Raw genomic sequence first — 25900 nt, 5'->3', positions numbered from 1 at the left:
ATAATTGAAATGAATCAGTGACGAAGATTAAACATATGACTCAATCAATAATAAATAAGCAGGACATATTACAACCTTACAGGGAATCTCTGGATGTTATTAATATGCAGATTCTGGCGCTGCTTGCTGAACGAATGAGAGTCTGCATGAAAATCGCCGAGGTAAAGGCGGAACAGGATATTCCGATGATGCAGACACAACGTATTATCTCGTTATTGGATATGTTGCGGGATAAATCAACAGATTTTGGGTTACGGCCTGAATATACTGAATCAATATTTCAATTGGTTATTGAAGAGACTTGCTGTCGAGAAGAAGAGCTGATTGACCAGTTGTTACAAGAGAAAGTAAAGAATAATGAAAATACTGCTCATTGATAATTATGATTCCTTTACGCAAAACATTGCTCAATATCTGTATGAAGTGACGGGCAGTGTGCCGTCTGTAGTCACTAATTCTTTGACTTATGAAGAGTTAACAATAGACGAATATGATGCGGTAGTCCTTTCGCCAGGGCCGGGACATCCGGCTGAAAGCAGTGATTTTGGGGTCTGTGCTGAGGTTATTGCTCGCGCCAAAGTTCCACTGTTAGGTATTTGTCTCGGTCATCAGGGAATTAGCCTGGCATTTGGCGGCTGTGTGGAACATGCCCCCAATCCGGTACATGGCTATCGCAGCCGCATCAGGAACATTGGAGAAGGATTATTCCTCGGTTTGCCTGAGCAATTTGAAGTGGTCAGATATCACTCGCTGGTATGTACCCGGCTTCCTGACAATCTAAAATGTACGGCCTGGACTGATGATGGCTTAATCATGGCCATTGAGCACACCGAAAGGCCGATCTGGGGTGTTCAATTTCATCCTGAATCGATTGATTCTGAATATGGGCATGAGCTACTCAGTAATTTCGTGCGTATCGCGAAAATGTATAAAGAGAATAATAAACAGGAGGTTGCCGCTCGGAATATATGCACTGATGTCAATGAGGCTTATCTTGCGGTAGGTGGAAGACAATATCTCAACCTGAATTATCGTGAATGTAAGGAGATAGTCGATCCTGAATCCTTGTTTATTCAACGTTACGGCAATGATACACACGCTTTCTGGCTTGATAGTGAAAATTCCGACAGACCTAATGCCCGCTTCTCAATGATGGGAAGCGGTAATGAACAGGGCGCTGTCAGACTTGAATATAGTGTACAGACTGAGAGTTTGCGTTTGACCGGTCCTGATGGCGAGAGAAGTGTTCAAGGCGATTTTTTCTCACTGATGTCTGAGTTGCTTGGTTTTGTGGAAATTTTGACGCCAGAATCGATGCCATTTGTATTTAAAGGCGGCTTTGTCGGTTATTTGGGGTATGAATTAAAAGCGCTGACAATCGGCAGCAACAAATACCGTTCAGAATATCCTGATGCCAGCTTAATATTTACTCCGCATTTTTTTGTATTTGATCACCAACAGAATAAGCTTTATGAGTGTCTTATCTCGCCAATAGGACAGCCACAAAATTGGCCGCCGGAACTTTTAATTACCAATGCAGAAAATACCGGTGAAGTGATACCTGACTTTATTCCTGGCGCGGTTGATCAGAATAAAATTTGTCTGGAATATGGCGCTCAGAAGTATATAGATGTAATCCATAAATCACTTCAATACATCACAGATGGCGAGTCCTACGAAATCTGCCTGACGAATAGGGCCAAGATGGCTTATTCAGGGCATCCATTGGACGCTTATCGGCGTATGCGTTATGCCAGCCCTGTACCTTATGGCGCTTATCTGGCATGTGGGGATTTTTCTGTACTCAGCGCGTCGCCAGAAACGTTTTTACGTATTGATGAGACCAGAAATATTGAATCCAGACCGATTAAGGGAACCCGGCCACGAGGAAAAACAGTAGCAGATGATCAGCGTTTGCAGATGGAATTGAGTCAGTCTACTAAGGATAGGGCGGAAAATCTGATGATAGTGGACTTAGTGCGCCATGATCTTAATCAGGTATGTCGCCCAGGCAGTGTGCATGTACCTGAATTATTTAAAGTGGAGAGCTTCTCTTCTGTACATCAATTGGTTTCGACCATACGCGGTGAATTATGCGAAGAAACTTCATCGATGGAAGCTATCCGGGCATGTTTTCCGGGAGGATCAATGACCGGCGCGCCGAAGAAACGTACAATGGAGATTATTGATGCTTTAGAATCATCGGCACGCGGTGTTTATTCCGGTGCGCTCGGATGGTTATCCTTCAGTGGTGAAGTGGAATTGAGCATTGTGATACGTACAGCGGTATTACATCAAGAATGTGCTGAATTTGGCATTGGAGGCGCAATTGTCGCTCATTCCGATCCTTATGGCGAATTTGAAGAAACATTGGTCAAAGCGAGTGTGCCCTATTTCAGTTTTAGTCATATGGTGGAGCAAGTGCGTGAGTAATTATTGTGTAGGTAACCATTGTGTGAATAGCCATAAAGTGGTCGTTCTTGGTGGGCAAGGGGCTATTGGTTCTTTATTGAGCCGCCTTTTTACTCGCTGTGGTCACATAGCCTACAGTGTTGACCAACGAACGCAGGGAATGCGTTCTCATGACTATTATTCTCATGACTATCAGATTGATATCTTAAACCCGGCGGCTGATGCGGGAGAGGTTTTTAGTGGGGCGAAGGCGGTAGTCTTCGCTTTACCGGAAGCCGTTGCTATACAGGGGTTGCCTTGGGTGTTGTCTGCTATTGGTGATGATGTACAGATCGTGTCAACCTGTTCGGTTCAGGCCCCTTTCTATTCTGCGTTAAGAGCTGCCGCCCCCGGGCAGCCTTTCATTGGTGTTAACCCGATGTTCTCGCCATCTTTGCCGGAGCAAAAAAGGCCAGTTGCAGTCATTCTCGATAACTGTCATGTTAGTGAACATTGGATTGAGCGGGTATTGACGCAGGCTGATATGCGTATCAGTAGGATGACGCCGGAGGAACATGATCGGGTTATGGCGTTTTGTCAGGCTTTGCCTCATGCCGCGATCCTGATTTTTGGCTTGGTACTGGCGAAAAGTCCGTTAGATATTCGTACCTTGGCAACTATTGCGCCACCGCCGATGCGTACAATGCTGGCGTTATTATCAAGGATCTTACGTAATCCAATAGAAGTGTACTGGGACGTTCAATATGAAAACCCGATGGCTGCTGAACCGCGTCAGGCGTTGCTGCATGCCATACAACAGTTAAATTCGATAGTACAGGCTGGCGATCAAACTGAATTTGGCAATAACCTCGGAGATATTGCGCAACAACTGGGGGAACAGCTCGATATCAGTGCTGCTGATTGCCAGCATATTTTTTCAACGCTTGAATGATATAGGAAAGGAGTTGAGGGGATGTCGTTAAATAGAGTTGCTGAGGCTAACGGGCGGGCAGGACTCAGAAATTGGCTGGGATTACTGATATTGATGTTGCCAGTATTATTGGTGACTGTGGACAATACGATCTTAAGCTTTGCTTTACCAAAAATTGCGGAAGCTCTGGGACCCAGTGCAAGTCAGCAATTATGGATAATTGATGCTTATTCATTGGTATTGGCTGGTTTATTGGTATCAATGGGGAGTATTGGCGATCGTGTCGGCCATCGTTCATTACTGTTATTTGGATCGTTGGGATTCACGGTTATTTCGGTGTTCACAGCACTGTCAACTTCACCTGAACAATTGATTATCGGGCGAGCCGTACTTGGATTTTTTGGTGCGATGCTGATGCCTTCTACTTTGGCTTTAATAAGCGTGCTTTTTGAGGATCGTGAACAGCGTCGATTGGCTGTCGCTATTTGGGCGACGACATTAACTATCGGTTCAGCCTTAGGTCCCGTAGTGGGTGGTGTTCTATTACAATTTTTCGATTGGAGTGCAATTTTTCTCTTGGCAGTACCGGTATTAGTACCGTTGCTGATTTTCGGACCGATGTTATTGCCAGAGTCCGATAAAAAACAGGATGGTATTATCGATGTGTATAGCGTTCTGCTATCGATCGTTGCTATGGGTGGTATTGTTTACGCGATTAAACACCTTGCCAGTGATGGGTTTGAAATGAGTGTCATATTCGAACTGTCGGTTGGCCTTATTGCCGGCGTGCTATTTGTTCGCCGACAACAGCGTCTGCCTGTGCCGTTGATGGATCTTTCCCTATTCCGTAACGGTATGTTTACCGGTTCGATTATTGTTAACTTACTGAGCTTGGCATTGCTGGTTGGTTTTGTCTTTTTTGCCACCCAGGTCTTGCAAATCGTACTCGGTATGGAGCCGATTATGGCTAGCCTGGCGCTGGTTCCCGGACAAATAATGGCGATTGTTATGGGGATGGCGATAGTGCCCATTGCTCAACGGGTGCCGGCTCATTATCTGGTGCCGATTTTGCTGAGTATTGCAGGTATTTCATTTCTTCTGGTCGCGAGTATCGGCAGTGATTTAGTCACTCTGATTGTTGCTTTTGCGTTATTAGATATTAGTGTGGGAGCAATTGCTTCGGTGTCTAACGATTTGGTGCTTTCGTCAGTACCCTCCTCTAAAGCGGGGGCGGCATCATCAATAAGCGAAACGGCTTATGAAGTGGGTGTTGTACTTGGTACGACGATTCTGGGGGGATTGGTCACGGCCTTCTATCGTATAACATTACAATTGCCGAATGAGGTCTCTCAGGAACAAGCTGGATTGGCTTTAGAGACTCTAGCGGGAGCTTACGTTGTAGCAAACTCATTAGTTGAATCAGAAGGGCAGAAACTGATGACAGCGGCGGCGGAATCATTCACCAGCGCTATTCATATGATGAGCTGGTTGACAGCGGCATTGACTGCGGGGGTGGTATTGCTAGCCTGGCGTTTGCTGAAAGCGCCGCAGAAAGAACAAGTGCTTGAGTACTGATAGTTTGACGTGCAGCCATTAGAAATGGCTGCACTATTGTTTTGAGCGGCTATGTTTTGAGTGGTTATCCGCAGTTATTAAATATCCCGAAAATAACATTTCATTCCACAGTATTATTTATATTTCTAAAATTCTAAAGGAATATGATAAATGGAATGATTAATTAATAATAATTTTATCATATTTATTTGAAATCTTTGTTATTAAGTTAATTAAATTAATGGTTCATTGGTAATAATGTATTTTTATCATTGTATAATATAAGTATTATCTCCAATTCTCACATGATTAGTATTTTTTATTTAATAATAAAATCAAATTATTGTATTTTATTTGGTGTTTTTTTCGTGCTGATAAGATTGCAAGTTAAGTTAATTGCGAAGTAAGAATGATCTTAGTGAACTGACCAAAAGCATTTTCTGAAAACACTATTGTGCTTTCAGATTGCTGATTTTTAGCATCGCAACTATCACTACCGAATTTTCACCGATGATAAAATAGGTAAAAAATTTAATCACGAAAAGGTAGCGATATATCACATAAATACTCTCTTTAATTAATGAAAAAAGTGGGGAATTACATTAATATTTTAGATTGTGTAATTTAAATGTTGTATCCAATCACTTTCTGTAAAGTGAATAAATATTTACCTAATTAATTCTCATAGTAATTATTTTTCTGGCATATCTATTGTTGAAGTGACAATATCCTTCGCCAGAAAAAATCGATATTTTTGCTATGGCTAATCTGGTAATTAGTCAAAGGCAAAATTCTGACTATTTAGTCATTCAGCACCACAACCGGTAGTAATAACAGTAGATACTTTAAAACCTGGTCAAATGAACAACGGATATGTGAAGTTATCTTAAACAATGTATAAACTCAGGAGAATTCCCGTGGACAAAAGAAAAACTGTTGCTGAGACTTTGGCGAAATTACATCAGTATCATCATTTGGTTGGTATAGAACGGCAGCCAAAGCAACTTAAGACCTCGGATTTTGACGGCAAGGTAATATTCTCTAACGATCCAGAGACAGCTTCTGTGCCGCCTGCATTTCTCACGGTACAGACAATACAAGAGATGAAGGAACTCGGCGGTGTGCCTGACAGTGAATATGGCCCCGGCAAAATGGAGCCTCATCATCCGTTACCTGAGCCGTTTTCTGCTGAACGACTGGCGGATGTCATGGGGTATCATATTGATTTGTGCAAAGCTTTTAGGGCTTATATTTATGGTAACTCCGCTTTAGTCAAAGATTATGAAGAAATGCTTAATGCGAAGCGTTTCCCGATGACGGTTGCATTATACAGTGGGGAAAAAATCACTATCACCGCAGATAATCCATTGATTGTTGAGGATAAAGATAACTATGGCGAACCGGTTGTTTTGGTGTATGACGAGATAATCATTGAACCGGGAGGTCAAATTATTTACTGCACTAATGGTCGGATCGAAGCTAACACTCTTGTAGGGAATGGAAGCTCTGTACAACAAGGCATTATTAATAAAGGCAGTCATGGCGCCAATGGTGTTGATGGCGCAATGGGATCTCGTGGAGCTACCGGCAGCGATGGTGGTGATGGTATATCGGATAAATATGGCTGCTTAATTGACGCTACGCCGGGTATGGATGGTGCGCCGGGTTCTGCCGGAGCGCCTGGGGGTGATGGCGCTCCGGGTGGAGGAGCAAATGACCTAACTATTGATGTTCAATATGCTACTGGGATAATAAGGGCGGTAACGTTAGGTGGCAGAGGTGGAAATGGCGGTACCGGGGGGCTTGGCGGCGCCGGGGGACAAGGGGGAAATGGGGGGAGTTCGGGACCTTTGAAAAATGGAGAAATCAGGAAGTGTCTTAGTGCGGATTCGGGAAATGGGGCAAATGGAGGAGATGGCGGAAATGGAGGGAATGGGGGTAAAGGTGGCGACAGTGGCAACATATATGTTAATTACTCTGACGGTGATCCAATACTTGAGGTTGAGTCATATTGTGGTTTTGGCGGGGAAGGCGGGAGAGGGGGGTTGGGCGGAATAGGTGGGTATCCTGGAGATAACCCTATGCCACACTTTCCTAAAAAAAGTGAAAAATATGGGTTCAGTGGTAAAACTGGTCGTGTGGGAGAATTTGGCGATGACGGCGCCACTGGCAAGATATATATCAACGGTAAAGAAAAAAACCCTAATCATTAGTGGTGCGGCAATTGGATTGGTCTGAGCTAATACATATACCTAATGGATTTCAAGATGGATCGCGACGGCAAGGGAGTGCAGCCAACAAAGAGGCAACTTGAAAGATGACGGGTATAGATAAGCATTATTTTTTATCCTTTATTTAAATTACATTTATAATTTCATTATTAGATAATATCTATAGATTTCTATCTTGTTGTGATTTTTGAAAAATACAATCATATTTATTGTTTTTGTTTCCTAATAATAACCAGTGAGATAAATATAAAATTGAATTTTTTGACTAGCATACATAAAAAGATAGTGATGTATCACAGAAATATTATCTTTAATTAATGAAAAAAATGGATAATTACATTAATATTTCAAATTGTGTGATTTAAATGTTATATCCAATCCCTTTATATAAAGTGAATAAATGCTTACCTAATTAATTCTTATGGAAATTATTTTTCTGGCATATCCGTTGTTGAAATTTTATATCCTCTGCCAGAAAAAATCGATGTTTTCGCTATGGCTAATTTGGTGATTAGTCAAAGGAAAAACTTTGACTATTTAGTGCCTGTCCCAATAGGCGTAATTGTTGCAGGCCGTTCTTATCAATGAACAGTGAACTCGGACAGCGCGGAAAAACCGGAGCGTACACGTAGTACGTGAGGATGACTCGCTTCGCTCGCCCTACGGGCCGCACTGAAGTGCGTTCAAAAGCTAACGCTTTTGTCTGAGCACTGCCCAGGTTCGCTCTTTACGGCAAAGAATGGCAAATAAAATAGCCCTATTGGGATAGGCCGTTAGTCATTCAGTACCACGAACGGTAGTAATAACAGCATATATTCTGGAGATTGACCAAATGGATAATGGATATATGAAGTTATCTTAAACAACATATAAACTCAGGAGAATTCCCGTGGATAAAAGAAAAACTGTTGCTGAAACCTTGGCGGTATTACGTCAGGATTATAATCTGATTGGTGTAGAACGGCAGCCAAAGCAACTTAAGACCTCGGATTTTGCCGGCAAGGTAATATTCTCTAACGATCCAGAGACAGCTTCTGTGCCGCCTGCGTTTTTTACGGTACAAACCATACAGGAGCTGAAAGCGCTCGGGGGTATTTCTGACAGTGAGTATGGCCCTGGCAGAATGGAGTCCCATCATCCGTTACCTGAACCGTTTTCTGCTGAACGACTAGCAAATGTCACCGGTTATCATATCGATTTGTGCAAAGCTTTTAGGGCCTATATTTATGGTGATTCTGCTTTGGTTAAAGATTATGAAAGAATTCTTAATGCTAAGCGTTTCCCGATGAAGGTTGCGTTATACAGTGGCGAAAGAATTACTGTTACCGCAGGTGCGCCATTGATTGTTGAAGATAAAGATGATTATGGCGAACCCGTTGTCTTGGTGTATGACCAGATAATCATTGAACCGGGAGGTCAAATTATTTACCGCACTAATGGTAAGGTCGAAGCTAACACTGTTGTAGGGAATGGCAATGATAAAAAGCAGAGCATTGTCAGTAAAGGTCTTGATGGAGCCGATGGTTTTGGGGGCGAACAGGGAAGTAATGGAGTGAATGGCAGCAATGGTTATATTGGTTCAGAGGATAAACACGGTTGCTCTGTTAAATCCACACCAGGCACTGATGCAACTGGCGGTTCTTCTGGAGCGCAAGGGATGGATGGCAAAAGGGGGGGAAGTGCGAATGATGTCATTATTGATGTTGAACTTTTTACTGGAGTAGTCAACGCGGCATCGATAGGCGGTAAGGGGGGGAATGGTGGATATGGCGGTAATGGGGGGAATGGAGGGAATGGGGGAAATGGAGGAGATGCAACAAAAAAATGTATTGCTGGATATGGAGGCAGGGGAGGAGATGGCGGAAATGGAGGGGATGGGGGGAATGGGGGTAAAGGTGGGGACAGTGGTAACATCTATGTCAATTTTACTCAGGGTCAGCCAGTAATTAATGCGCTGTCATATAAAGGTTATGGCGGAAATGGAGGGATAGGTGGTAAGGGAGGAACAGGCGGAATAGGTGGGTCAGGTGGCGGTAGTAGTGGTGAATTAAGTAGTGGTGAATTAAATAGTGAGGGTCATGACGGAGTATCTGGTGACGCTGGTACTGATGGAAAATCCGGCGATGCAGGTACCGCTGGCAAGGTATATGTTAACGGTCATGCACAGAAGCATGGTGATAATCAGGCTTTAGACTGGCTAAACGACTATAAATAAGGGAGAGAGGGGTCAGAGCTTTGGCTTACCACCTCATCCGCCGAAATGTATTCCTAGTCCGACTGAATGGTGTTAATGAGTAAGCGCGATAATCGGGTAAGTAACAGATCGGAGTAAAGAATCCCACTATGGATATCAATATGATGAGAAGTGACAATATGCCGATTGCCATTATCGGTATGGGTTGCCGTTTTCCTGGGGGCGTTAACTCCCCAGAAGAATTTTGGCAACTGTTGTGTGGTTCAAGTGACGCTATTACCCCAGTCCCCCCCGAACGCTGGTCAACTCAGGCTTATAGTTCCCGTGATCGCAATCTGCCGGGGCGAATGGTGTCGCGAGAAGGGGGATTTATCACTGATATAGCTGGCTTTGACGCGGCGGTGTTTAATATCAGTAGTACAGAAGCGCCTTTTATTGATCCACAACATCGTCTGATGTTGCAGGTAACTTGGGAAGCGTTGGAGCGTGCGAGAATACCACCAAAATCGTTGGCGGGTCAGGCGGTTGGTGTCTATATTGGCGCTTTCACTCATGATTATTTGCACCTGCAATTTACTGATTTGCGTCAGATGACGGGTTATACCTCAACTGGCACAATGGGAACCATGCTGTCAAACCGTATTTCCCATACGTTTGATTTTCAAGGGCCGTCTTTGACCATCGATAGCGCCTGTTCATCGTCCTTATTGGCGGTACATTTGGCTTGTGACAGTTTACGGCGGGGAGAGTCACAATTGGCGCTGGCAGGCGGCAGTCAGTTAATGCTGATCCCTGATTTTTCGATAGTGGAAAGCCGTACTGGTTTTCTGTCGCTTACCAATCGTTGTCACAGCTTTTCAGCTAACGCTGATGGTTATGTGCGTAGTGAGGGGGTGGGCGCTGTTTTGCTGAAACCCTTGAGTGCGGCTTTACAGGATGGCGATCCCATCTTGGCAGTGATCCACGGTTCGGCCGCAAATCAGGATGGCCGTACTGCCACGATGACCCAACCAAGCGGCGCGGCACAGCAGCGGGTGATTCGAGCAGCTTGCGCTCAGGCGGGGATTTCGCCGGAAGAGATTGATTATATTGAGGCTCATGGTACTGGAACGGCGGTCGGTGATCCGATAGAAGCAGAAGCTTTGGGGCTGGTATGTCGTCCAGAACCGACAGATCGCCCATTACTGATCGGTGCGTGTAAATCCGTGATTGGTCATACAGAAGCCGCGGCGGGCATTGCCGGATTGATTAAAGCGGTATTATGTTTACAGCGAAGGCAAGTGCCGGGCAATTTACATGCCGATCCGCCTAACCCCTATATCCGTTTTGCGGAATTAGGATTGCAGGTTCCACGACAGTTAACGTCATTGCCTAAAGGTAGAGTTGTCGCGGGAGTGAATTCTTTTGGTTTTGGCGGGACGAATGTCCATGTGGTATTGAGTAATTATGTGGCCCCTTGCGTACAACTTCGCGAAACCGAAGGGCAGGCTTTTATGTTGCCATTATCTGCCCAATCTGAGTTTTCCCTGACACAACAAGCACAGCGTATTGCCGATTTACTACAGCAGCAGCCAGAGATTGCCCTTGATGATCTATGTTACAGTTCAGCGATGACTCGTCACCGTTTCCCGCTGCGTAAAGCCATAATATTTAGTGATCGAAAACAGTTGCGACAACAGTTAACGCATCTGAGTCTGTCGCCGAAGCATAATAATAGAAAGGTAGATCACTTGGCTTGGGTGTTTCCTGGTGTTGGCGGTGAAGGGTGGCAGGAGGTGGCAACTTGGTTTCAGTTATTTCCTGCATTTGCCGAGCAATTCAGGCGTTGCGAAGCTATTTGGGCTGAGTTTTCTGCGCCGTCTCTACGTGCTGCATTACTGGTTACTGACGATTTAATGGCGCCGCCGGTGCAGTTTGCGGTACAAATATCTATGGTCGCTCAGTTGCAGCAGTGGGGATTTAGGCCAGCGGCATTGCTTGGTCATAGTACCGGTGAAATGGCGGCTTGTTATCTGGCGGGAATTTATGATCTGACTCAGGCATTGACACTTTTGTATCATCGTTATTACCGCTATCGTGATCTGCAAAGCGCGTTGGATCAGAAGGGCGGATTGTTGATGGTGGCGGCTACGGTGGAACAGATACAGCCCTATTTGTCTGCCCATGATGTTGATCCCGCAGTCGTGATTGCTGGAAGAAATAGCGCCAATAGTTGTCTGTTATCGGGTCCTGTAAGCGGATTAACTGCCATTTCCCATCGTTTAAAACATCATCGTATCGCCATTAGCCACATTAACTATGGTATTGCTGCCCATTCTCCATTGCTGGAACCACTCCGGGCAGGGTTAATTGCCGATGCTGCGACTATTCCGGCCTCAAAACCCTTATTACCTGTGTTCTCATCAGTCACAGGGAAGAAAATTAATGATAAGTTGGGTCCTGAGCATTGGGCTGACAATATGATCGAACCCTTTCGTTTTGATGATGCGATGGAAAATATGCTGAAAGCAGGTTTCCACCATTTCCTTGAAATTTCACCCACATCCCTGTTGAGCGGTGGATTGAAGGATTGGAGTAAACCTTATCGCGGCCAGGTGTTTGCTTGTCGAACAGGGCAAAACTGGTCACAGCTATTGGGCCAATTATTTGAAGCCGGTATTGAGCCTGATTGGCGGACTATGACGCCTATGGCTCATTTAATCGATCTGCCAACTTATCCCTGGCATCAGCAATCTTATTGGCATGAACCGAAAATCAGCCGTCGCCACCGGCTGCGCAAGTCGAGCGGTGTGTTATTGGGCGAGGCACAGCCAGGTAGCGAGAGTTGGCAGGCTGAATTGGTTGTTGAGCAGGCGCCTTGGCTACTCGATCATGTCGTCATGGGAAATGCGATGTTCCCTGCCGCCGGTTATATCGAAGTCATGTTAACCGCGGCTCGTATCTGCTTTCCGGGTGTTGGATTGGCGCTGAATAATATTGTGTTGCAATCGGCTTTACTGCTGGAACCCGGTATGGAATTCAGACTAAAAACCCGCTTGGATCGCCAGCGAATGGAAGTGCAGGTATACACAGCCAGTCATCTGGATGAAGATACCCAATACCAATTTGCAGCCAGTGCACAAGTAAACATTGTCGTGCCGGGCGCGACTGCCTGTGTTATCCCATCATCAGTTGTAAATGAGCGCTATCTTGGTACGCAGAATCAGGAGGCTCAGGAGACATTGTGTCAGGGGGTATTGTATCAGAAGGAATTATGTCAGGAAGAGTTGTATCAGGCGTTTCAACACCTGCATTTTAGTTACAGCGGGGTATTCCGTACTCTGTGTCAAGCGATTATCGGTGAAAAGGAGACAATCTGTGAGATTGAGTTGCCACCTACGCCAGAGGGAATGAATTTCCACCCGGCGGCTTTGGATGGCATTTTCCAGTCGCTGCTGGCGATTCAGTCTGTTGGCGTTAATGCTCCAATCCCTGCTAGCGATTTCCGTATTCCGGTAACGATTCGACATCTACGCATTAACGGTAAACTATCCGGCCGAGTGAGAGCCTGTGCTCGAATGACTGAGCAGACACAACAACAGTGGCTTGGTGATATTGATGTATGCACTGACCGCGGCATACTGATTTGCCAAATCAAAGGATTTTGCGTTCAGCTTGTCAGTAACAGGAAAAGCGATTTATTGCCAGTGCCTCACAATCTGGTGATAGGTCAACCCCTGTGGCGTGAAGTGCCTTCTTGCCCATTGCTAGCACCTTTAGCACCATGTTTAGCACGATGGGCTATTTTTGGCGGTGAAACTGTGTTGGCAGAGGAATTGGCGAGTGAATTGCGACGGCGTGGTGGATATGCCTATCTACGTTCTGGCCTGCCTGACAGTGAGCAGAAAGTTCAGGAGTTGGTGGATACGCTTCCTTCCGAGGTTGAAAGGATACTGATCCTCTGGCCGTTACATAATCCACGCAAGACCTATCATGCTTTGATCTATTTATGTGCGGCACTGGCGGAACGAGCGGTGAAACCACGCCTGTGGGTCATAACTCGATATGCTCATCAGGTGACTGAACAAGATCTGCCTGATCCGTTTGCGGCGGCATTATGGGGAATGATGCGGGTCATCGGTCAACAGGAAGCGACTTCACTCTGGGGAGGGTTGTTGGATATTGACAGTACTACTGCGCCAGCTCAGTGGTGGAATGCATTATTAACGGATGATGGTGAGGATCAATTAGCTCTGCGTCGTGATCAACGCTATGCGCTACGTCTTGTGCCATTGCCAGAAATACCGCCTTTGTTGCCGTTGGTGCATTTTCGTCCAGACGGCAGCTATTTGCTGACGGGCGCTTTCGGGGGAATGGGACGTCAGTTGATTTCCTGGATGGTAAAGCATGGTGCTCGTCATTTGTTGTTGATCGGCCGTTGTCATACGCTTGAGACGGATGATCAGATGTTACTGGAAATGCTACGTCAACAGGGGATTGAAGCAGAATATCTGCCGGTTGATCTGGGTGATGTAAAAATGACTAATAATTGTCTGGCTCAGTATCGGCAACGGGCCAGTCAGCCGTTACGAGGCGTAATTCATTGTGCCGCGCATGTTGAAGCTCAAGGATATCGTGAACTGAGTACTCAGGCTTTCGATAGAGTATTTGCCGCTAAAGCACTTTCTGCCTGGACACTGCATCAGGCATTAGCTGATGCGCCGTTAGAGCATTTCGTTATGTTTTCCTCAATAAGCTCATTATTGTCTTTGCCGGGTATGGCATCTTATGCAGCCGCAAATGCCATGCTGGACAGCTTGGCCTATTTGCGGCGTCAGCAAGGTTTACCTGCGTTGAGCCTTAACTGGGGGCCGTGGAAGGCAGGTATTGCTTTACGAGATAGTCGCATGCTCCCGGTGTCCGAAGACAATGGGCTGCCGCTATTTAGCTTAGAGGAGGGGTTAGCCACGTTAGAGCGTCTGTTTGCCCGCATTGAGCCGCAACTGGTGCCGTTCTTGGCTGATTGGTCAGTATTACTCTCCGGTCCAATGCGCCATCTGGCATTATTTCGTGATATTCAGCAGGAAAGCGTAGCTCAGGCTTTACCAGCAGACAGGGGGCTTGAGGCCAATAACTTGGATGATGTTGTCAGTTTATTACAGGCTTTCTGCGGTGAGATTGTTGGGACGAAAGCTGAGGTTTTTCATCCGGATCAACCACTGACTGACAATGGTATTGATTCGCTGAATGGGGTGATGTTGGTGCAAAAAATTAACAAACAGTTACGCGTAGATATTCCATTGGAATTGTTGTTGAACAATAAGCCACTGTCGGAACTTGCGTCGTTGATTACGTATCGATTGCAAGTTAAGTTAATTGCGAAGTAGGAATAACCTGAGTGAACTGTTCCAAAGTATTTTCTGAAAGCCCGATAGGGCTTTCAGATTATTAACTTTTAACGCCTCGGCTATCTTTGTAAAATGAGTTTATTTAAAGGTTGAATTTTATCCGTGAAATAATCTTACTCTTGTATAGAAGAATTATTTTCTATCTTTAATTTAAATAATATTCATAATTTCAATATTCAGTGATATCTATGGATTTCTATTTTATTGTTGTTTTTTAAAATTAAAACAATAATGATTGTTATTTTCTAATAATACAATGAGATAAATATAGAATTGAAGTTTTTAATTATCGTCTATTGAAAAGTAGTGATGTATCACGGAAATATTCTCCATAATTAATGGAAAAAGTGGAGGTTTATATTAATACTTTAAATTGTGCTATTTAAATATTGCATCTAATTGCTTTATTTAAAAATAAATACTTGCCTGATTAATTTTCATCGGAATTATTTTTTTGCCTGCCTGCCTGCCTGCCTGCCTGCCTGCCTGCCTGCCTGCCTGCCTGCCTGCCTGCCTGCCTGCCTGCCTGCCTGCCTGCCTGTTGTTGAGGTGTCTATATTCTTTATTTTCTGCCAGAAAAAAATCGATGTTTTCGCTCTGGCTAATCTGGTGATTAGTCAGGGGCAAAATTCTGACTATTAGCTATTTAGAAAATAGAAATTTGGTTCGATTTGCAGGTTTTATATCGGTGCTAAATAGTGTTAAAACAACCGTAGTTTGTAGTTAATTCAGTGCACATATGGTGAGTGTGTGCACTGAATTTGTAGTGTAAAGTTTTTGAGAAAAGTTATTTTAACCAACCTTTCTTCTGTGCGATTTTCAATTGCGGCAGCAGATATTGCCATAATTCAGGATAGACATCGGCAATAAATTCATTGCGGTTAATCACCTGCTCAAAACGAATACCATCCTCTACCCAACTCTGCCCTTTATTATACAGATTCATCAGCATCGGCATTAGTCTATCCAGTGTAAGAGCAAAGCGGGCGTCTTGGCTTTCTCCTGCTTCATACTCTTGCCAAAGTGACATAAAATGACTTTTCTGTGGTTCGGGGAGTAAACCAAAAAGACGGTGGGCGGCTTTGACTTCCTGTTCATGAATGGCCTCACGGGCTGCTAAATCGTAAACCATCACATCACCGGCATCAATTTCTACAATATCGTGAATTAATGCCATTTGAATAACACGCTGGATATCCACCTCTTTTACATAGGGAACAAAACTCATTGCGGCGATAGCAAAATGCCAGCTATGCTCGGCTGAATTTTCCCGACGATAGTTATCCAGTAACTTAGTTCGCCGCTGAACTTTTTTTAGCTTATCCAGCTCCATCAAAAAACCGATGACATTCGTAAAAGGGCCAAAATCAACGGTAGGTACTGCTAACGACATATAAACCTCATCAATTATTTTTCTTCATCGAGAGAATAAGGCAGAGGCTGAATGGCGAGTGAATGTCCTTCATCGTCGCGGACACGGAATACACTGTGATTTTCCATATCGTTATTCATGACGACTTGTATCCAGACACTATTATCATTCAGTTTAACGGCAGCCAAAACGGTACCGGTTCTCCGCCACCTATCCCCTAATTGCCATTCCAAATCATCTCCAGCCATAGGAGTTTTGGCGGCACTGCCAGCCAGCCAGTACATGGCGCGTTTATTGGCGCCGCGATATTTGGCGCGGGCCACCATTTCCTGACCGGTATAACACCCTTTTTTAAAACAGATACTGCCTGCCAATGCCTGGAGGTTAGTTGCTTGAGGAATAAATTGCGCGCTATTTGCGGCATCAATGACCGGGAAACCTGCTTCAATATCCAGAGCTAACCACTGTTCGCTGTTATTAAGCTGAGCTTGAAGTTTTTCTGTTAATTGCTCAACGGTTGCGGTGTTTGTTACCAAGAGGAAACGTTCAGACGGCAAGGTAAAATGGAGCAAAGTCGTAGTTTCATATTCAACGACAGCGTTATCAGCATCGGGTAGTGTTGGGAAAATATTATTTAGCGCCTCGCGGCAGTTTTTACCTGCAACGCCGAGCAGTACCGCGTTTTCATCCTGAACTAGCGTAATTTTGGAGAATACGGCATATTTTTTCAGTTCTGTAAGCTGGTTTTCCAGCACACTACGACGCTCAATATAAGCAAGGCTTTTACCACGATGGAAGAGGAGCAGGTTACTCCACATTTTGCCTTTTGCATCACAATGCGCACTAAGTACATGCTGATTCGTTGCAAGTGCGGAAATATCTGCTGTAACCTGACTTTGTAGATATTTTTCTGTATCCGGTCCAGTTGCGGTTATCAGGCCCCAGTCATCCAGTGATATTAATGTCAGGGGAAGGGTTGATGAAGACGATGGAGATTGTGAAGAGAACGGTATTTTATAAGCCATGACACATCCTGCCAGTCAGATATTTGAGTCAATGATGCATTATGGTAAAAGAGCTGAAGCACAATGCAAGTAGTTATTATTGCTATTAGCTGGCATGATGCATGAGTTTGCCGGGCGAACTTAATGGCTAATGGCGTTAAAACTAACAATGAGAATTAAAAAGGGGATTTTTTGAACATGGATATTGATAATAAAGCACGTATTCATTGGGCATGTCGACGTGGAATGCGTGAGCTGGATATTTCAATTATGCCTTTTTTTGAGTATGAATATGACTCACTCAGTGATGATGATAAACGACTTTTTATTTGCTTGCTTGAATGTGCTGATCCTGATCTATTTAACTGGCTGATGAATCATGGACGTCCAGAAGATGAAGAGCTATTTCGCATGATTAAACTTATTCAGAATAGAAATAAAGATCGTGGTCCTGTGGAAATGTGATCTCAGGGTATCTTGGCATACCCAGTTAATTTCCACCTGTGTTCATGGTGTGGTCGCGCTTATAGTGCTACTTGCTCCGTGGCCTGCGGATAACGCTGTTTTCTGGATCTTCTGGCTCCCTTTGGTACTGTTGATTATTGCCAGTTGGGGGCGTAGCCAGAAAAATATCCGTAAATCACAAGGGCTTTTAGTTCTGTTCAGTGATAATAAGTTGCAATGGAAGAAGCACGAGTGGCGAATTATCCGGCGCCCGTGGTTATGTCGCTATGGCATATTAATTACGGCTCAATCTTTTTATAACCAGAAAAAAATCCGTTTATGGGTCGCATCCGATGGTATGTCACAGGATGAATGGAGGCATATTAATCAACTGTTGTTGCAATATCCTGATATCTGATTGAGCTGAAATTTTCCTGATTTAAAGCAGAGGCTCCATTTCTTGCAGGATTTGCATACACCATTGCGATAAACGATCATCAGTTTGTTCATACTGGTTTACGTCATCTAATGCCAGCCCGACAAATTGTGAGCCATTATCCGTTAATGGTTTCGGGCTGGTAAATTCATAACCTTCAGTCGGCCAGAAGCCAATGAAATGGACACCTGAAGGGCGTAAATGGTGATATAGCATACCGAGAGCGTCAAGAAACCAATCGCTATAATCAATTTGATCGCCCATACCGTACATGGCGACAATTTTCCCCTGTAAATCGAGGGAAGGAATTTGATCCCAAATATCCAACCAATCTTCCTGTAATTCGCCAAAATCCCATGTTGGGATGCCAAGAATCAGTACGGAGTACTCTTCCATTAATTCAGGTGTTGTCTCTTTGATATTGTGGAGATCAACTAAATCCTCACCGAGGATATCGCGAATTTTCTCTGCTGCCATCTCGGTGTAGCAAGTGCTGGAGCCGTAAAAAAGACCAATCTTCATCATTAATCATTATGGTTTTTGAATATCTGGATTGGCATTGTAACAGAATAATTGCTTTTTCAGGCATATACCCGTCATCTTTCAAGTTGCCTCTTTGTTGGCCGCACTCACTCACCCCGGTCACATAGTTTTCTATGCTCCCGGGGATTCGCTCCCTTGCCGTCGCGATGCATCTTGAAATCCATAGGGTATAATAGCCAGCAGAGATGTGCAGATTTAAGGAAAGTGTTTCGTGTCAAAACAACTAACTCAGTTGACTAATCCACTGATAGAACAATTTCTTGATGCTATCTGGTTGGAACATGATCTCGCGGAAAATACGCTTGCTTCTTACCGGCTGGATTTACAAGCACTGGATAACTGGTTGATACATCATGGTCATAATTTATTATCTGTCCAGACGATAGATTTGCACGCTTTTCTGGCGGAACGCATGGATGGCGGGTATAAAGCCAGTAGCTCGGCGCGTTTACTCAGTGCCATGCGCCAGTTGTTTCTCTATTTTTATCGGGAAGAAATGCGGGAAGATGATCCGACAGCGCTTTTGTCCGCACCGAAATTACCAAAGCGATTGCCTAAAGATTTGAGTGAAAAGCAGGTCGAGGATCTACTTAATGCGCCCTGTATAGATCAACCGGTGGAACTAAGGGATAAGGCGATGCTTGAAGTGCTTTATGCCTGTGGTTTGCGAGTATCTGAGCTAGTAGGGTTGACCCTTTCCGATGTCAGCTTGCGTCAAGGTGTGGTGAGAGTGATTGGTAAAGGGAATAAAGAGCGGTTAGTACCTTTAGGGGAAGAGGCGATTTACTGGCTAGAGCATTATATGGAGTATGGGAGAACCGGGTTACTGAATGGCGCAGCGCTGGATGTGCTTTTTCCTAGCAAACGGGGGCGACAAATGACCCGGCAGACTTTCTGGCATCGTATTAAACATTATGCGCTGTTGGCTGGAATCGATACTGAACGGTTATCTCCCCATGTTTTGCGTCACGCATTTGCCACACATTTGCTTAATCATGGCGCTGATTTGCGAGTTGTGCAGATGTTATTGGGGCATAGTGATCTATCCACAACACAAATATATACTCATGTAGCAACAGAACGGCTCAAATTGCTACATCAACAACATCATCCGCGTGGGTGAGCACGGATTTAAAGGAACCGAAAATGAAAAAAAGCGTGTTATGTTTCCCTCTTTTACTGGCTTGGTTTAGCGGAAATGCGCTTGCTGATGATGCTGTTCATAGAACAATGCAGAAATTAGGGATAAAAGCAGAAAGCATCCAGCCATCGCCTATTGTTGGTTTAAATACGGTAGTGACTGAGCAAGGAATTATTTATCTCTCTGATGACGGGAAATATTTATTGCAAGGGCCAATTTATGATGTCAGTGGCAGCGCGCCTGTGAATGTCAGTAATCAATTGTTGATGAAAAAGCTGGAAGCAATGACAGATCAAATGATCATCTACAAAGCGCCAGAAGAGAAGCATGTCGTTACCGTTTTCACGGATATTACCTGTGGTTACTGCCATAAATTGCATGAGAACATGCAAGAGTACAATAAACTGGGTATTACTGTGCGCTATCTGGCGTTCCCCCGTCAGGGTATGCAGCACCAATCTGCTAAAGATATGCAATCTATCTGGTGTAGCGCGACACCGCGGAAATCATTGGATGCTGCGTTTAAAGATGGAGATGTTTCGCCAATTAAGAGCTGTAAGGTGGATATTGCTAACCATTATAAATTGGGTCTCCAGTTTGGCGTCCAGGGAACGCCGGCGATTATCCTTAAGGATGGCAGTCTGTTAGGTGGATATATGCCGCCAGAGGCTTTGGCAGCGGCACTGGCGCAACGTGGTAAATAAGTTTAGTGAATATTGAAACACAACTCCGCCGCCGCCAGGTGGTGGATGACAGTCATCTTCCACAACAGATTCATCCATTACTGCGTCGTTTGTATGCCATTCGTGGTATCCAGCAAGCGAATGAATTGGAACGTGGCGTTCAAGGGTTATTGAATTACCAGCATTTGAGCGGCGTGGAACAGGCGGTGGCGCTCTTGTCGACAGCACTTCATGAACACTGGCGTATTGTTATTGTCGGTGATTTTGATGCTGATGGGGCAACGAGTACGGCATTGGCGATCCGATCACTACGCTCGATGGGATATCGACATCTGGATTATCTGGTGCCAAATCGTTTTGACGATGGTTATGGTTTAAGTTCACAGGTGGTCGAAGAGGTCGTCAAAAAAGGCGCTGACCTAATTATTACCGTGGATAATGGTATCTCTTCCCATGAAGGAGTTGCGGCTGCCCATCAGCACCGTATGAAAGTGATTGTCACGGATCATCACTTGCCGGGCGATATTTTGCCGGCTGCCGATGCCATTATTAATCCCAATTTATCCGATTGCTCTTTCCCATCTAAATCACTGGCAGGGGTTGGCGTCACATTTTATCTGATGTCGGCTTTAAGGGCGGCATTGAGAAAAGATCAGTGGTTTGAAAAGCAAGGAATTGCTCTACCGAATCTGGCAGAAATGTTGGATTTGGTTGCGTTAGGCACGGTTGCCGATGTCGTACCTTTGGATGCCAATAACCGGATTCTGGTTTATCAGGGATTGAATCGCATTCGCGCAGGGCGTTGCTGTGCGGGAATTCGGGCATTATTGGAAGTTTCAAAACGTGATGCCTATAAGCTAGCGGCCAGCGATTTGGGTTTTTTTCTGGGGCCAAGACTGAATGCCGCCGGTCGCCTCGATGATATGTCCATTGGCGTCGCTTTATTGCTAACTGACGACATGGCAAAGGCGCGGCAGATAGCTTGCGAACTGGACGGTCTTAACCATACCCGGCGTGAAATAGAGCAGGGCATGCAACAAGAAGCCCTGCAAATTTGTGACAAACTTGAACGTACCAGCACTGAGCTGCCTTATGGGCTGGCGCTTTATCATCCAGAATGGCATCAGGGAGTAGTCGGCATTCTGGCTTCTCGCATTAAAGAACGTTTTCATCGGCCTGTGATCGCTTTCGCACCGGCAGGGGACGGTATTTTGAAAGGTTCTGGTCGTTCAGTGCAGGGATTGCATATGCGTGATGCGCTTGAGCGGCTTGATACGTTGCATTCGGGGTTGATACTTAAGTTTGGCGGCCATGCAATGGCGGCGGGTTTGTCGCTTGAGCAGGATAAATTTGAACAATTTCAGCGTCACTTTTCTGCGTTAATGGCGGATTGGTTAGATATTTCGCAACTTGAAGGTGTTATCTGGAGTGATGGTGAACTAGCGATCAATGAGCTGTCATTGGACATTGCAGAGATGTTGCGTGATGGCGGTCCTTGGGGGCAGGCATTCCCGGAGCCGGTTTTTGACGGTAAATTCAAGCTACTGCAACAGCGCATTGTTGGAGAACGTCATTTAAAGGTGATAGTGGAGCCATTAAACGGTGGGCCGATGCTGGATGGTATCGCGTTCAATATTGATCCTACCCGCTGGCCGGATAACAGTGTCCGCGAAGTAGAACTTGCCTATAAACTGGATGTTAATGAATTTCGTGGCAACCGTAATGTACAGCTTTTGATCCAACATCTCTGGCCTTATTAACCGCGTGATCAGTAGGTAGCCAGTTATTGTCATGTACGCTTGTATGAATACGTGACAAATCTGTTGAAGTGCTATAAACCCTGTGTCGAATCCGCTACAATACGCGGTTCGAAAATTATCCATTTATCTACGACTACACAACGTAAGACACGAAAATATGTTTGAAATTAATCCGGTAAAAAACCACATTCAGGACCTGTCTGAACGGACAATGGTTCTGAGGGGGTATCTTTGACTATGATGCCAAGAAAGAACGCTTAGAAGAAGTTAATGCTGAACTGGAACAGCCTGATGTTTGGAATGAACCGGAGCGAGCACAGGCTTTGGGTAAAGAGCGCTCTTCACTGGAAGGGATTGTTGAGACTATCGATCAGCTTGAGCAAGGTTTGGAAGATGTACAGGGCCTGCTGGAATTGGCAGTAGAAGCTGACGATGAAGAGACTTTTAATGAAGCAGTGGTAGAGCTGGAACAGCTTGAAGACAAGTTGGGTGAGTTAGAATTTCGCCGTATGTTTTCTGGCGAGTATGATAGTGCGGACTGTTATCTTGACTTGCAGGCCGGCTCTGGCGGCACCGAGGCTCAGGATTGGGCAAGTATGCTGATGCGTATGTATCTGCGTTGGGCTGAATCCAAAGGTTTTAAAACTGAAATCATTGAAGAATCAGATGGTGAGGTGGCTGGCTTGAAATCAGCGACTATCAAGATCATGGGCGATTATGCTTATGGTTGGTTGCGTACTGAAACCGGTGTGCACCGTTTGGTACGTAAAAGCCCATTTGATTCTGGCGGTCGTCGCCATACTTCATTCAGTTCTGCTTTCATCTATCCCGAAGTGGATGATGATATCGATATTGAAATTAACCCGGCGGACTTACGTATCGACGTTTATCGCGCATCCGGCGCGGGTGGTCAGCACGTTAACAAAACAGAATCTGCGGTGCGTATTACCCATATTCCAACCAACATTGTGACTCAGTGTCAGAATGATCGTTCTCAGCATAAAAACAAAGACCAGGCGATGAAACAGTTAAAAGCGAAGCTGTATGAACTGGAAATGCAGAAAAAGAACGCCAATAAACAGGAAATGGAAGAGAATAAATCCGATATTGGTTGGGGTAGTCAGATTCGCTCTTATGTTCTGGATGACTCACGCATCAAAGATTTGCGCACCGGCGTTGAAACACGTAATACACAAGCGGTGCTGGATGGCGATCTCGATAAATTCATTGAAGCAAGCCTTAAAGCTGGCTTATGAGGAACTAAAATGTCACAACAACAACAGGGTGCTGAACAGGCTCCCGATTTAAATAATGAACTGCAAACTCGCCGCGAAAAACTGGCTACTTTACGGGAAAATGGTATTGCGTTCCCGAATGATTTCTGTCGTGAAAATATTTCAGAAGATTTGCACGCGAAATACGACGACAAAACTCAGGAAGAGCTGGAAGCACTGAATATTGAAGTGACGGTTGGCGGTCGTATGATGACTCGCCGCATCATGGGTAAGGCTTCTTTTGTAACGCTACAAGATATGGGCGGTCGTATTCAGTTATATGTTGCCCGTGACGATCTGCCTGAAGGTATTTATAACGAACAGTTTAAAAAATGGGATCTGGGAGACATTCTGGGCGCGCGTGGCAAACTGTTTAAAACTAAAACCGGCGAACTTTCTGTTCACTGCACCGAACTGCGTTTGCTGACAAAAGCGCTGCGTCCATTGCCGGATAAATTCCACGGTTTGGCTGATCAAGAAACTCGTTACCGCCAGCGTTATCTGGATCTGATCGCCAACGAAGAGTCGCGCAAAACTTTCCAAATTCGCTCTCAAGTCTTATCGGCCCTGCGTAGCTTTATGGTCAGTAAAGGCTTTATGGAAGTGGAAACGCCAATGATGCAGGTTATTCCTGGCGGCGCTTCGGCACGTCCATTTATTACTCACCACAATGCGCTGGATATTGATATGTATCTGCGTATTGCGCCGGAACTTTACCTGAAACGTCTGGTTGTTGGTGGTTTTGAACGTGTGTTTGAAATTAACCGCAACTTCCGTAACGAAGGCGTATCTCCGCGCCATAACCCTGAGTTCACCATGATGGAACTCTACATGGCGTATGCGGATTACAAAGATCTTATCGTCCTGATAGAAGAGCTGTTCCGTACGCTGACGCAGAATATTTTGGGGAATACTCTGGTTAAATATGGCGAGCAGGAATTCGATTTCGGTAAACCATTTGCCCAAATGACCATGAAAGAGGCCATTTGCCAATATCGTCCTGCAACCAACATGGCTGATTTGGATGATATGGACAAAGCGGTGGCTATCGCTGAATCTCTTGGCATTGAAGTGGAAAAAGGTTGGGGTCTTGGTCGTGTTCAGTGTGAAATCTTTGAAGAAACGGCTGAAAGCCATCTGATTCAACCAACATTTATCACTGAATATCCGGCAGAAGTTTCTCCGTTAGCGCGTCGTAATGATGCAAATCCGTTTATCACTGACCGTTTTGAATTCTTTATTGGCGGACGTGAGATTGGCAACGGCTTCTCAGAATTAAATGATGCCGAAGATCAAGCGGAACGTTTTGCTGAACAGGTTCGCCAGAAAGACGAAGGCGATGACGAAGCCATGTTCTACGATGAAGATTATGTCACGGCTTTGGAACACGGTATGCCGCCAACAGCCGGTTTGGGTATTGGTATTGACCGTATGATTATGTTGCTGACAAATAGCCATACCATCCGTGACGTCATTCTATTCCCGGCAATGCGCCCGCAGAAATAACAGCTTGAATTAAATTTTAAATTCCAACTCCCCTGTAGCATAACGGCTAGGGGAGTTTTTATTTTCAACTGCCTTAAATATAGACAACTGAAACAGATAATGGCTTGCTGATGCCAACGAAGTCGCTATAATAATTTATGTTATCCTTAAGCGAGCGTAGTTCAATGGCAGAACGAGAGCTTCCCAAGCTCTATACGAGGGTTCGATTCCCTTCGCTCGCTCCAGTTCTGTATTATTTCTAGAAAATGCTGTCGCATTGAAAATATACCTTTTGATATGATGTAAATTAAATCAAAAGAATTTACGAATGATAATCAATATAAGTTAATAATTAACTCATTGTCTAATATGAAAAGAATCCCATTATTAAATCAACCCCGAATCAGCTAGGCGTGATGTATTTTGAGTGCGAATACATCACCATAGAAAGCATTCTATGGTAAATAAATAATTAATAGAGACTATTTACCATGAAAGAAAAACATTGGTCAAAAATCCAATTTTTACATGAAGCTATAACTAATCAAAGTATTGTCATCAAAGGAACCCATAGCTATTATAGCGATTGCTGGAGTGGCGGTTTTGAAGAATCTGTCGTTCGCTATTTGTATGGTGATAAGATCAGTCTTCAATGGGAATCTAAGTGGCCAATTGATAAATTGTATATTGGCGATTATGTTTGCATCGGCGCTGAAACTATCATTCTTATGGGTGGGAACAATACACACAGAGCGGATTGGTTCTGTTTATATCCATTCATGGAATATATTGAAGAGGCGTATGTAGGCAAAGGTGACACGCATATTCATGATGGCGTGTGGCTTGGTATGCGTTCAATGATTATGCCCGGCGTTACTATTGGAGAAGGCGCTATCGTTGCTGCTAATAGCGTTGTCACTAAAGATGTTGAGCCATATAGTATCCTGATTATCACTTAAATTCAGCTCCCATAGGCGTATACTTAAAATAAGTCTGTGTGGAGGTAAATGAAAATGGCTAAAAATCAGATTCAATTCCAAAAAGGCATTTCTATTCATGAGTTTATTTCA

General features: G+C 44.6%; 18 protein-coding genes, 1 tRNA gene and 1 pseudogene. 16 read left to right on the top strand and 4 right to left on the bottom strand.

Annotated elements, in window-relative coordinates; translation table 11 throughout:
* Nucleotides 1-35: 35 nt before the first annotated feature.
* The 7 genes from EAE92_RS07425 to EAE92_RS07395 all read left to right on the top strand — a co-directional run bounded on the left by EAE92_RS07425 (nt 36) and on the right by EAE92_RS07395 (nt 14667).
* Nucleotides 36-377: a chorismate mutase gene (locus EAE92_RS07425; protein WP_246545070.1), complete on the top strand. Its 342-nt coding sequence runs from the start codon at nt 36-38 to the stop codon at nt 375-377.
* Nucleotides 358-2433: an aminodeoxychorismate synthase component I gene (pabB, locus tag EAE92_RS07420; RefSeq protein ID WP_214067614.1), complete on the top strand. Its 2076-nt coding sequence runs from the start codon at nt 358-360 to the stop codon at nt 2431-2433. The genes EAE92_RS07425 and pabB overlap by 20 nt, the downstream gene beginning before the upstream one ends.
* Entirely contained in the window at nt 2426-3343 is a 918-nt protein-coding gene (locus EAE92_RS07415; protein WP_339959360.1) for a prephenate dehydrogenase dimerization domain-containing protein, read from the top strand. The genes pabB and EAE92_RS07415 overlap by 8 nt, the downstream gene beginning before the upstream one ends.
* Nucleotides 3344-3364: 21 nt before the next feature.
* Nucleotides 3365-4897, top strand: coding sequence for an MFS transporter (locus tag EAE92_RS07410; protein WP_214067613.1), 1533 nt, complete (start codon nt 3365-3367; stop codon nt 4895-4897).
* Between the two features lie 896 nt (nt 4898-5793).
* Nucleotides 5794-7089: a hypothetical protein gene (locus EAE92_RS07405; RefSeq protein WP_214067612.1), complete on the top strand. Its 1296-nt coding sequence runs from the start codon at nt 5794-5796 to the stop codon at nt 7087-7089.
* A 907-nt stretch (nt 7090-7996) separates the two neighbouring features.
* Nucleotides 7997-9322, top strand: a complete 1326-nt coding sequence (locus EAE92_RS07400; protein WP_214067611.1) for a hypothetical protein — start codon at nt 7997-7999, stop codon at nt 9320-9322.
* 140 nt (nt 9323-9462) lie between these two features.
* The gene (locus EAE92_RS07395) at nt 9463-14667 is read left to right on the top strand and encodes a type I polyketide synthase (RefSeq protein ID WP_214067610.1); all 5205 of its coding nucleotides are present in this window, start codon (nt 9463-9465) and stop codon (nt 14665-14667) included.
* A 429-nt stretch (nt 14668-15096) separates the two neighbouring features.
* Here EAE92_RS07395 and EAE92_RS07390 read toward each other — a convergent pair whose 3' ends face one another.
* The 3 genes from EAE92_RS07390 to ygfZ all read right to left on the bottom strand — a co-directional run bounded on the left by EAE92_RS07390 (nt 15097) and on the right by ygfZ (nt 17085).
* A complete protein-coding gene (locus EAE92_RS07390; RefSeq protein WP_214067609.1) occupies nt 15097-15315 on the bottom strand; it encodes a hypothetical protein in 219 nt (72 codons plus the stop codon).
* 160 nt (nt 15316-15475) lie between these two features.
* Nucleotides 15476-16081 carry an HD domain-containing protein gene (locus tag EAE92_RS07385; RefSeq protein WP_214067608.1) on the bottom strand — a complete coding sequence of 202 codons (606 nt, stop codon included), beginning with the start codon at nt 16079-16081 and terminating at the stop codon, nt 15476-15478.
* A 14-nt stretch (nt 16082-16095) separates the two neighbouring features.
* Nucleotides 16096-17085, bottom strand: a complete 990-nt coding sequence (gene ygfZ, locus EAE92_RS07380) for a tRNA-modifying protein YgfZ (RefSeq protein ID WP_214067607.1) — start codon at nt 17083-17085, stop codon at nt 16096-16098.
* Nucleotides 17086-17262: 177 nt separating this feature from the next.
* Between ygfZ and sdhE the strand changes: the two genes are divergently transcribed.
* Both sdhE and EAE92_RS07370 read left to right on the top strand, forming a co-directional pair.
* On the top strand, nt 17263-17529 hold the full coding sequence (gene sdhE, locus EAE92_RS07375; RefSeq protein WP_214067606.1) for an FAD assembly factor SdhE: 267 nt from the start codon (nt 17263-17265) through the stop codon (nt 17527-17529).
* Entirely contained in the window at nt 17510-17926 is a 417-nt protein-coding gene (locus tag EAE92_RS07370) for a protein YgfX (RefSeq protein WP_214067605.1), read from the top strand. The genes sdhE and EAE92_RS07370 overlap by 20 nt, the downstream gene beginning before the upstream one ends.
* A 21-nt stretch (nt 17927-17947) precedes the next feature.
* Here EAE92_RS07370 and fldB read toward each other — a convergent pair whose 3' ends face one another.
* A complete protein-coding gene (fldB, locus tag EAE92_RS07365) occupies nt 17948-18466 on the bottom strand; it encodes a flavodoxin FldB (RefSeq protein ID WP_214067604.1) in 519 nt (172 codons plus the stop codon).
* Nucleotides 18467-18698: 232 nt separating this feature from the next.
* On the opposite strand from fldB, the gene xerD reads away from it, so the two are divergent.
* The 7 genes and pseudogenes from xerD to EAE92_RS07330 all read left to right on the top strand — a co-directional run.
* Nucleotides 18699-19610, top strand: a complete 912-nt coding sequence (xerD, locus tag EAE92_RS07360; protein WP_214067603.1) for a site-specific tyrosine recombinase XerD — start codon at nt 18699-18701, stop codon at nt 19608-19610.
* Between the two features lie 23 nt (nt 19611-19633).
* The gene (gene dsbC / locus EAE92_RS07355) at nt 19634-20332 is read left to right on the top strand and encodes a bifunctional protein-disulfide isomerase/oxidoreductase DsbC (protein ID WP_214067602.1); all 699 of its coding nucleotides are present in this window, start codon (nt 19634-19636) and stop codon (nt 20330-20332) included.
* 5 nt (nt 20333-20337) lie between these two features.
* The gene (gene recJ, locus EAE92_RS07350; protein WP_214067601.1) at nt 20338-22071 is read left to right on the top strand and encodes a single-stranded-DNA-specific exonuclease RecJ; all 1734 of its coding nucleotides are present in this window, start codon (nt 20338-20340) and stop codon (nt 22069-22071) included.
* Nucleotides 22072-22228: 157 nt separating this feature from the next.
* A protein-coding gene (gene prfB / locus EAE92_RS07345; protein WP_214067600.1) for a peptide chain release factor 2 occupies nt 22229-23327 on the top strand; the annotation gives its coding sequence in 2 pieces (ribosomal slippage) (nt 22229-22303 and nt 22305-23327; 1098 coding nt in all).
* A 9-nt stretch (nt 23328-23336) separates the two neighbouring features.
* Complete coding sequence (lysS, locus tag EAE92_RS07340) at nt 23337-24851, top strand: lysine--tRNA ligase (RefSeq protein ID WP_214067599.1); 1515 nt, start codon at nt 23337-23339, stop codon at nt 24849-24851.
* A gap of 150 nt (nt 24852-25001) precedes the next feature.
* Nucleotides 25002-25075 (top strand) — tRNA-Gly (locus EAE92_RS07335).
* A 246-nt stretch (nt 25076-25321) separates the two neighbouring features.
* A pseudogene (locus tag EAE92_RS07330) lies at nt 25322-25777 on the top strand (CatB-related O-acetyltransferase); the annotation flags it as partial.
* Nucleotides 25778-25900: the final 123 nt, after the last annotated feature.

The sequence above is a fragment of the Photorhabdus hainanensis genome (genome assembly GCF_018448965.1).
Classification (GTDB): domain Bacteria; phylum Pseudomonadota; class Gammaproteobacteria; order Enterobacterales; family Enterobacteriaceae; genus Photorhabdus; species Photorhabdus akhurstii.
This window is presented reverse-complemented; position numbering and strand designations above follow the sequence as displayed.